This is a genomic window from Micromonospora sp. NPDC005087, from assembly GCF_042872965.1.
Classification (GTDB): Bacteria; Actinomycetota; Actinomycetes; order Mycobacteriales; family Micromonosporaceae; genus Micromonospora.
Genome location: NZ_JBIALB010000055.1, coordinates 1 through 7,802, shown reverse-complemented (window position 1 = coordinate 7,802; position 7,802 = coordinate 1). Strand labels below are relative to the sequence as shown.

The 7,802-nt window shown below is 66.7% G+C and carries 6 protein-coding genes; 1 reads left to right on the top strand and 5 read right to left on the bottom strand.

The window, feature by feature from the left end; all coding sequences use genetic code 11:
• Positions 1-65: 65 nt before the first annotated feature.
• The 5 genes from ACFYPS_RS36595 to ACFYPS_RS36575 all read right to left on the bottom strand — a co-directional run bounded on the left by ACFYPS_RS36595 (position 66) and on the right by ACFYPS_RS36575 (position 6,151).
• Positions 66-503: a transposase gene (locus tag ACFYPS_RS36595; RefSeq protein ID WP_387331027.1), complete on the bottom strand. Its 438-nt coding sequence runs from the start codon at positions 501-503 to the stop codon at positions 66-68.
• Between the two features lie 143 nt (positions 504-646).
• Entirely contained in the window at positions 647-898 is a 252-nt protein-coding gene (locus tag ACFYPS_RS36590) for a hypothetical protein (protein ID WP_354965914.1), read from the bottom strand.
• Between the two features lie 75 nt (positions 899-973).
• Positions 974-2,176, bottom strand: coding sequence for a glycosyltransferase (locus ACFYPS_RS36585; RefSeq protein ID WP_354965915.1), 1,203 nt, complete (start codon positions 2,174-2,176; stop codon positions 974-976).
• A 218-nt stretch (positions 2,177-2,394) separates the two neighbouring features.
• Positions 2,395-3,816: a hypothetical protein gene (locus ACFYPS_RS36580; protein WP_354965916.1), complete on the bottom strand. Its 1,422-nt coding sequence runs from the start codon at positions 3,814-3,816 to the stop codon at positions 2,395-2,397.
• 166 nt (positions 3,817-3,982) lie between these two features.
• Positions 3,983-6,151, bottom strand: coding sequence for a bi-domain-containing oxidoreductase (locus ACFYPS_RS36575; RefSeq protein ID WP_387331024.1), 2,169 nt, complete (start codon positions 6,149-6,151; stop codon positions 3,983-3,985).
• A gap of 173 nt (positions 6,152-6,324) precedes the next feature.
• Here ACFYPS_RS36575 and wecB point away from each other — a divergent pair, with 173 nt between their 5' ends.
• Positions 6,325-7,407 carry a non-hydrolyzing UDP-N-acetylglucosamine 2-epimerase gene (gene wecB, locus ACFYPS_RS36570; protein ID WP_354965918.1) on the top strand — a complete coding sequence of 361 codons (1,083 nt, stop codon included), beginning with the start codon at positions 6,325-6,327 and terminating at the stop codon, positions 7,405-7,407.
• Positions 7,408-7,802 lie beyond the last annotated feature (395 nt).

Here is a 7,802-nt window from a genome sequence, read left to right as displayed (position 1 = left end):
GCCCACGGCAGGTCGGCGACATCGTCCGCGCCGCTCTCCACCTCACCCATTTCGAATACCGATACCTACCGGATTCTTGTTGAGATCACGTCACTAGACGAACGGCGGTGAACGGCGAGTACGCCGCTGCTGGGCCGAAGACCATCCGGTAGGGACCCTGGACCGGGCGAACTACCGCGATGGTCGGCGTTGCTCGGGATCGTCGCGGCGATCCCGCGTCGGCGCAGGTAGGCCCTGTTGGCCTTCGAGGTGTACGTCTTGTCGGCGAGGACCCGGTCCGGTCGGGTCCTCGGGCGGCCGGTGGTCAAGCGGGGGACGCGGATGGCGGCCAGGACCGGGATGAACTGCGGGCTCTCGCCGCGCTGCCCGGCGGTCAGCCCGATCGCGAGAGGCTTCTGCCCCTGCTGATCCCCAGTGGCGTTGACCGCGACGTCTACGCCTTTCGCCGCCCACCGGCCGCCGCGCGCCCTCGCCACGCCCGACTTTCCGCAGCTGGTGAACATGCGGGCGCCTAGACACGAACAAGAACCACAGTTCCTGCTGCGCGACTTCCACCGTTCACGCCAGGTAGCCCGACGCCAACTGGCCGATCACCGGGGAGGGTGAGTACCGCTCGCACCTGGAGCGCACGTGTGACGAGCTCGGTCTACGCGGCTCGGTGCGCCTCGCCGGGCAGTTGCCGCCGCAGGAAGGCGCCGCCATGCTGGCGATCGTCGGCCGCTCGTTGCCAGTGCCCCACGACGCCGAACGACCCGGCCCGTACCAGATCAAAGACCTCCCGGAAGCCCGCCTCACGGGAGCTGCGACCACCGCCGCTGTCCACGCCACTGATGGGCACGAGCGCGACGCAGGCAGTGGCCATGCGGATGCTCGTGCTCGCCACCACACCGGCCAGCACGGCACAAGGAAGGAACCGGCAGTGACCGGGATGCAGAGGCTGCGCGGACCGCTGCGGGTCTCCGCCGCGGGTCTGTCATGCGCGCTCCACCTGCCGATCGCCAATACCGCCAGCCACCACCACTGGCGCGACCGCCCTACCCGTAAGACGCGCGAACAGCTCATCCATGAGCGCCACGCTGGAAACCTGGCTGCCCAGCCAGGCTTGGTACGCATCGAGCACCCTGGTCCGCAACGCGCGCAGCTCTTGCGGCGATATGCGCGCGAGAAGGGACAGGTGCTCTGCGAACCCGTCCGTGTCGGACCAGAACAGGGCGACGCCGCCGGCCTGGCGCGCGAGATCGGTCCACGGCGTCGCGTCGGAGATCACCGGACACAACCCCGCGGCCATGGCCTCCCGGATCGCGTGGCCGAAATTCTCCCCGCCGGTCGGAAGGAAGAACACCTGCGCCCAGGAGAGCGCCTCGGCCACGTCCTCATGCCGTACCGGACCCACGAACTCCACGCGGACGTGCCGTGGCAGCCGCGCGACCAACTCCTGGCAGTGGTGGTAGTACGCCTGATCCGATACGGGGCCGATCACGCGCAGGTGTACGGGCTCGGCCACCCTACCCACGGCGGCTATCGCGCCCGCGAGGTTCTTCTTTGGGCCAATGCGCGAGAAAAAGCAGACACGCAGCGCACCGGATGGCGCCGCAGTTTCGCCGGGCTGTTTGGCGTCGACGCACTCCTCGGGTTCGAACGCGACGGAAACCAGCTCGACCGGCCGACCGGGCAGCCACCTTCTGATGCTGTCCATCTCATCGGTCGAGGTGCAATGGATAGTCGCCCCGAGCCTGGCCAGCAGGAACCGCAAGGCGAGGAGCCCCACCCGTTTGCGCCGCGTCTTGAGCGCGAGCGCGCCGGACAGCAGTTCGCCCCTTGGCGCGAGCAGCACCGGCCGACGCCCGACCAGGCCAAGACACATGAGCGTTAGCGGAACCAGGGTGAACTCCCGGTTCCACAGACTGTTGAAGTAGTACACGTCATGGCCCAGCCGCACGAAACGGCGCATCGCGCGAAGATACGCCAGGCGTCTGCTGATATCGACATACATCACGTGCCGGCGCCGGAACTCGACGACCTCCCCCGATCGCGCGACGGGGAACGGTTCTGCGTCACCGGCGTCCCTGTCGCACGTGAAGACCGTATACGTGATATCCGAGTCGCGAGCGGCAGTGATCGCCGAAACGCTGCGGATGGGTCCGCCGGCGCGGTAGGCGGGCACGAAGTAGCCCACGAACACGCCTACGCGAACCTCCCCAGTCCGGTCAGGCTTTGGCATCCGGGCCTCCGCTCAGATCACGACGGGCTTCGCCGCGCCGCTGCCGGACGACCTTTTCGACGGCACGGCCGGGCTCGCGTACCAAGGCGTAAACACCGACACGCACGCCACAGAACTGCTCCTTTGAAGTCCATCATCGCTTCTATGCTGATCACCTCTATTCTCAAGAAAGGTCACAACTGTGAGGGGATAACGCGGCCCCGTTCCTCCAGGGATGGGCTCACCTGCTTGGTCCCCTCGTTGCCGCGCACCTCTGAAATCGCAAATCGGACCTTCCCAGTCGGTGTCCGTTGCACTTCGTCAACTCGGACGTAGTTGACCTCCACCGCCTGCCCGACAAACTTACGAAGTGAGTGGTCCAGCGCTTCCAAAGAGCTTGCCGACCACCCAACAGACGGCACATATCTCACGGTCAGGCGTCCGTTCTCGTGCTGAATAACCTGCGCCTCCGCCAGCCCGAGGGCAGGTGCGAAAGCGGCACCTGGCGCGGTAAACCGACCATCGGGAAGGACAATGAGGTCAGCCTCTCGGCCGTCTATAGACGCGACAACCCTTCCCGCACGCCCGCAAGTGCAGTGATGCTTGTCAGCGACCGCAAGATCGCCAGTAGCGTATCGCAGCAACACAGTAGCCCCGTTGCCGTACGGCGTCCCAACAATCTGAGACAACCCACCACCCTGATTGATCAGCTCAACCTCGGCGAAGTCTTCATCGACATGCAGCCGGCCTTCGACACATTCAGAGATATTCGCGACCTGTTCGGCGAGACCGTAATGTTGGACTGGCGTCACACCGAATGCACCTTCGATGCCCTTCAACTGCCAAGGCGTTAGATTCTCGCCGCCAAGGGTGAGGACGAGAGGCTGGTAGTCAAGACCTACGCCTCTCTCAAGCATACATCTTGCCAAACTCGCAATAACTGACGGAAACCCGTGAATCCACGGCAAACGCGAGCGATTGAGCTTGTCAACGTAACACTTCACGGTGGCTGGCGATATATGGTGCCCACTGAAACGCACTTCACGGCCTGGGTAATTCGTTCTCCAGTACGGCACGCCCTGGCTCTCTTCGATAACGCGCTTTCCACCAAAGAAGGCACACCACGTGGCTCTCGTGATCCCATGCCAATGCCTGTAGCGCCACCAAACAGCCCACATTTCCGCGATCGCGTTGACATCCTTACGTATAGCCAGAGATGATCCTGTTGTGCCGGAAGTCAGGACGATGCTATCGCCCTTCGCCCACGGGCGAGCAAGGAAATCGTTCGGACGGTCACGCACCTCGGTTTTGTGCGTCAAGGGTATTTCAATGAAGGCACTGTCGTCGACCAGGTCACGCCATGTTGCGCCCATCCTTTCGAAAACACTCTTGTAGTACGGGGTACGGGATGCATATTCCAGGACAGCAGCTCGCCTAGTTTTGCGGAATATTGATACCCGCTCTGGATCCCACATATCTCGCTCCTCGTACTCGGCAAGGCGCCGATGGAAGAGCGCTCCGTACCTCTGTCTATTCACTCCCACGCCAGCAACTGACATCAGCATGTTCTGGGCCATTGCCGGAAGCCGGAAGTAGACGTCATCCCGATTAATCACAACACATCCTTGTTGTTTCGGCTAGGCGGTGCAGGCGAGATGAGATCCACTCCTGCACAGCTCGCCTTTGTGCAACGCAAACAGTTGCATTCGTGTGCAGGCGCTCATCCACTTGGCGCCGAACGTGCCTGTCCTCGCGCACCTTGAGTCAGCCGCGCTTGCGTGTTCATGAGCTGAACCCGGCGCCCACGGCGATCGCAGGGTCCACCTGCGTCAGCAGGCGCGACGGGTTCACCTGGATGCCGGCCAAGGCGGCGACCACCGACAGCGCGGCCTTCGTCGTACCGAGTGATGCTTCAAGCTCCGGTTGGTCGGGCGTGTCCCCGGCGATCGCCGCGCGCACGTGGGCGAGCAGTTCCTGGTGTCCCTTGCCCACGGGTACCCGCTTTACCACCACGCCGTCGATCTCCAGGCGCCGGAAGTCGTCGATCACCACGGTGTGCCCGCGGCCGAGCACTTCCACGCGTTCCTTGGGGGTACGCCGGTGCCCGCGCGTGCAATACGTGATCGTCGCCGTGGACCCGTCGGCGTACCCGAGCAGCACGCTCACGTCCTCTTCCAGCGCCGTTTCGCCGCGACCGCTGCCGTGTGCGTGAACGACGCTCGGCTGCTCGCCAACCAGCCACGACGCGAGGTCGATGAAGTGGCACACCTCGCCGCAGACGCGGCCGCCCTGGCGCCGGTCGTAGTACCAGTGCGAGTGGGGTAGCGACCCGGCGTTGATCCGGTAGGCGACGGTCAGCGGCCCGGATCCGGTCGCCAGGGCCTCCCTCGCGCGTACCACCATGGGCGCGTGCCGGCGGTTGAAGCCGGCGAACAGGTGGCCCGAGTTGCGGTCATAGGCGGCCGTGAGCTCGTCGAGCTCGCCCTGGCTCAGCGCGAGTGGCTTCTCGACGAACACGTGCTTGCCGGCGTCGAGCGCCTGCACCGCCAGGCGGGCGTGAGAGTCGTGGCGGCTGAGGATGAACACCACGTCGATGTCATCGCGGGCAAGCAGGTCCTCGACGGTCGGTACCACGACGGCGATGTCGTTGCGCTGCGCGAGGTGTTGCGCTGACAGGCCCTTGGCGGAGGTGACGGCGACGAGATCGTCCGCCCAGCCGGCCGCTTTGAGCGCGGGCAGGAACGTCGCCTTGGCGTAGTTCCCGGCGCCGATCAGCCCCGCCCGCAGCTGCGGCGAGCTGCGGCGCGGCCGGATCGTGATCGCGCTGCGGGACGGCTGCGCCGGGGCCGCATAGCTGAGCTGCACCGCGAGCGAGCGTGGGTCGGAGTCCAGCACGTCGTATGCCGCCGTGGCCTGCTCCACCGGAAAGACATGCGTGACCAGGTCATCGACCGTGACCCTGCCACTGGCCACCAGGTCGAGGTACGCCTCGATGTTGCGCCGCGCCGTCCAACGCACGTGGCCGATCGGATAGTCGACGCCCCATTCCTCGTAGGTGCGGTCGTAGCGGCCGGGGCCGTAGCTGCGCGCGAACCGAAGATCCAGTTCCCGCTCGTAGAACTTCCTGCGGTCGAGCTCCAGCCCGACGTCACCGACGACGACCAGCCGGCCGCGATCGCGGGCGATCTCGGTAGCCCGCGCGACCGGCTCCGACGACCGCGTTGCCGCCGTGATCAGGATCGCGTCGACGCCGCGGCCACGGGTGATCTCCAGGATCTCTTCCGTGGTCGGCGCGCCGGCCTCGACCAGACCGACCGCGCCTGCGCCTCGGGCCAGTTCCGCCGTCCAGTCACGTAGGTCGATGCCGATGACGTTGAGACCCGAGGCGAGCGCCAGGCGTACCGTCAGTTGCCCGACGAGGCCGAGGCCAAGGACCGCGACGGAGCCGCCCACACCCACCTCGGCCTGCCGCAGTCCTTGCAGCGCGATGGCCGCGACCGCGCCGAAGGCGGCAGCCTGGTCCGATACCGCCTCGGGGACTGGCACCGCGAGCAGACCGGGCACTGCCTGATATTCGGCGTGCCCCGCCGATGCCGTGGCCACGCGCATCCCCGGTCGAATGCCATCGGTCGCGGGACCGGCGGCGACGACGACACCCGAGGCGCTGTACCCGAGCGGCATGTCCTCGTCGAGCCGGTTGCGCACGGCGGCGAGCGTCGAGCGGACGCCCTCGGTCCGCGCCTTGCTCACGACCTGGCGGACCAGATCCGGCCGCGCTCGGGCCTTGCGCAGCAGGCTCGCCGAGGCAAGCTCACGCACGGCGCGCTCGGTGCCCGCTGACAGCAGGGACCTGCGCGTGGCGACGAGCACCTCGGTGGCGCCGGGCTCGGGCTGCGGTACCTCGGCGACCTTCAACTCGCCGCCGGATACCGACTGGACAACTTGCTTCACTGGGCGTGCCTGCCTTCGCGGAGAACGTCGGGTATGCGGCTGGCGGCGCACCAGGGCGGCCGCTGCGCCGCCGGCGTATCGGTCAATCACGATTGTAAGGGATTAAACGCATCGGAGGGGATGACTTGTACTATTAGTACATCTGGTCAACCCGGAGTGCCACGAGGAGACACATGTCAGCCGCCGTTGTCCTGCACGTCGCGGGCGCGCGCCCGAACTTCCCCAAGGCAGCGCCGGTGATCCGGGCGCTCGACCGTCACGGTCTCCGGCAGCTGCTCGTCCACACCGGACAGCACTACGACGAGCGGATGTCGGAGGTCTTCTTCCGCCAGCTGCGCCTGCCCGAGCCCGACATCAACCTCGGCGTGGGATCGGGAAGCCACGCGTGCCAGACCGCCGGCATCATGGCCGGCCTGGACGAACTGATGACCGCGACCCGCCCGGCGCTCACGGTCGTCTATGGCGACGTCAACTCCGCGCTCGCCGCCGCCCTCGTCGCGACAAAGCTGGGGATCCCCGTCGCGCACGTCGAGGCCGGCCTGCGCAGCTTCGACCGGTCGATGCCCGAAGAGATCAACCGCATCGTCGTCGACCACCTGTCCGACCTGCTGCTCGCGACAAGTGCCGACGCCGTGGCACATCTCGGCAACGAGGGGACCGCGGCAGACAAGATCCACTTCGTCGGCAACCCCATGATCGACACGCTCCTGGACAACCTCGACCGCTTCGACGTCGCCGGTATCCGCGCCGCGCTCTCGCTGCCCGACCGCTACATCGTGGCGACGCTGCACCGGCCGGCCAACGTCGACGATCCCGCCGGCGTGATCGACCTGGTCAAGGCGATGCACGCGGTGGCCGACCAGCTCCCGGTCGTCCTGCCGCTGCACCCGCGCGGCCGGCACCACCTCGAGAACGCGGGCCTGCACTCGCATCGCGCGCTGCGCGTGGTCGAGCCGCTGGGCTACATCGAGTTCGTCAGCCTTCTACGCGGCGCGGCGGTCGTCGTCACCGACTCCGGCGGCGTACAGGAGGAGGCGACAATGCTCGGGGTGCCGTGCCTGACGCTGCGGCCCAACACCGAGCGCCCGGTCACGATCACCCACGGCACCAACCGCCTCGTCACCCGGGCGGCGCTTGCCGAGGCCGTGGCAACCACGCTGGATGCGGGGCGGCCCGCTACGTGGCGTACCCCGCCGTTGTGGGACGGCAAGGCCGGCGAGCGCATCGCGGAGATCATCGCGGGTGTACTCAGGTAGCCAGCCCACATCCCCACGGTCCGGCGGCCCGACCTGCACCGACGGTAGGTGCCCTGGAACTCGGTGCGCTGCCCTGCGCGCTGATTCCTTCGCTCCGCAGCACGACGAACACCGTCTCAACGAGAATCGGCAGGTCCAGGCCGAGGCTGCGGCGGTCGACGTACTCGACATCGACGAATGCCTGGCCGCATCGGCGATCTTCTACCCCTCGGCCGTCGAGGCGTTCGGCTATCCGCTCGCTGAGGCCCGGGCGTACGGCATGCCGATCATCAATCTCACTCGCGATTGGCGATCCGGCACCACTGAGGTGATCTCAGCAAGGTTCGGCGGCCGAGTGGGGATGACACGGGCGTAACGTCCATACCGGACGGTGTTGGATATGGACGTGGAGCCAT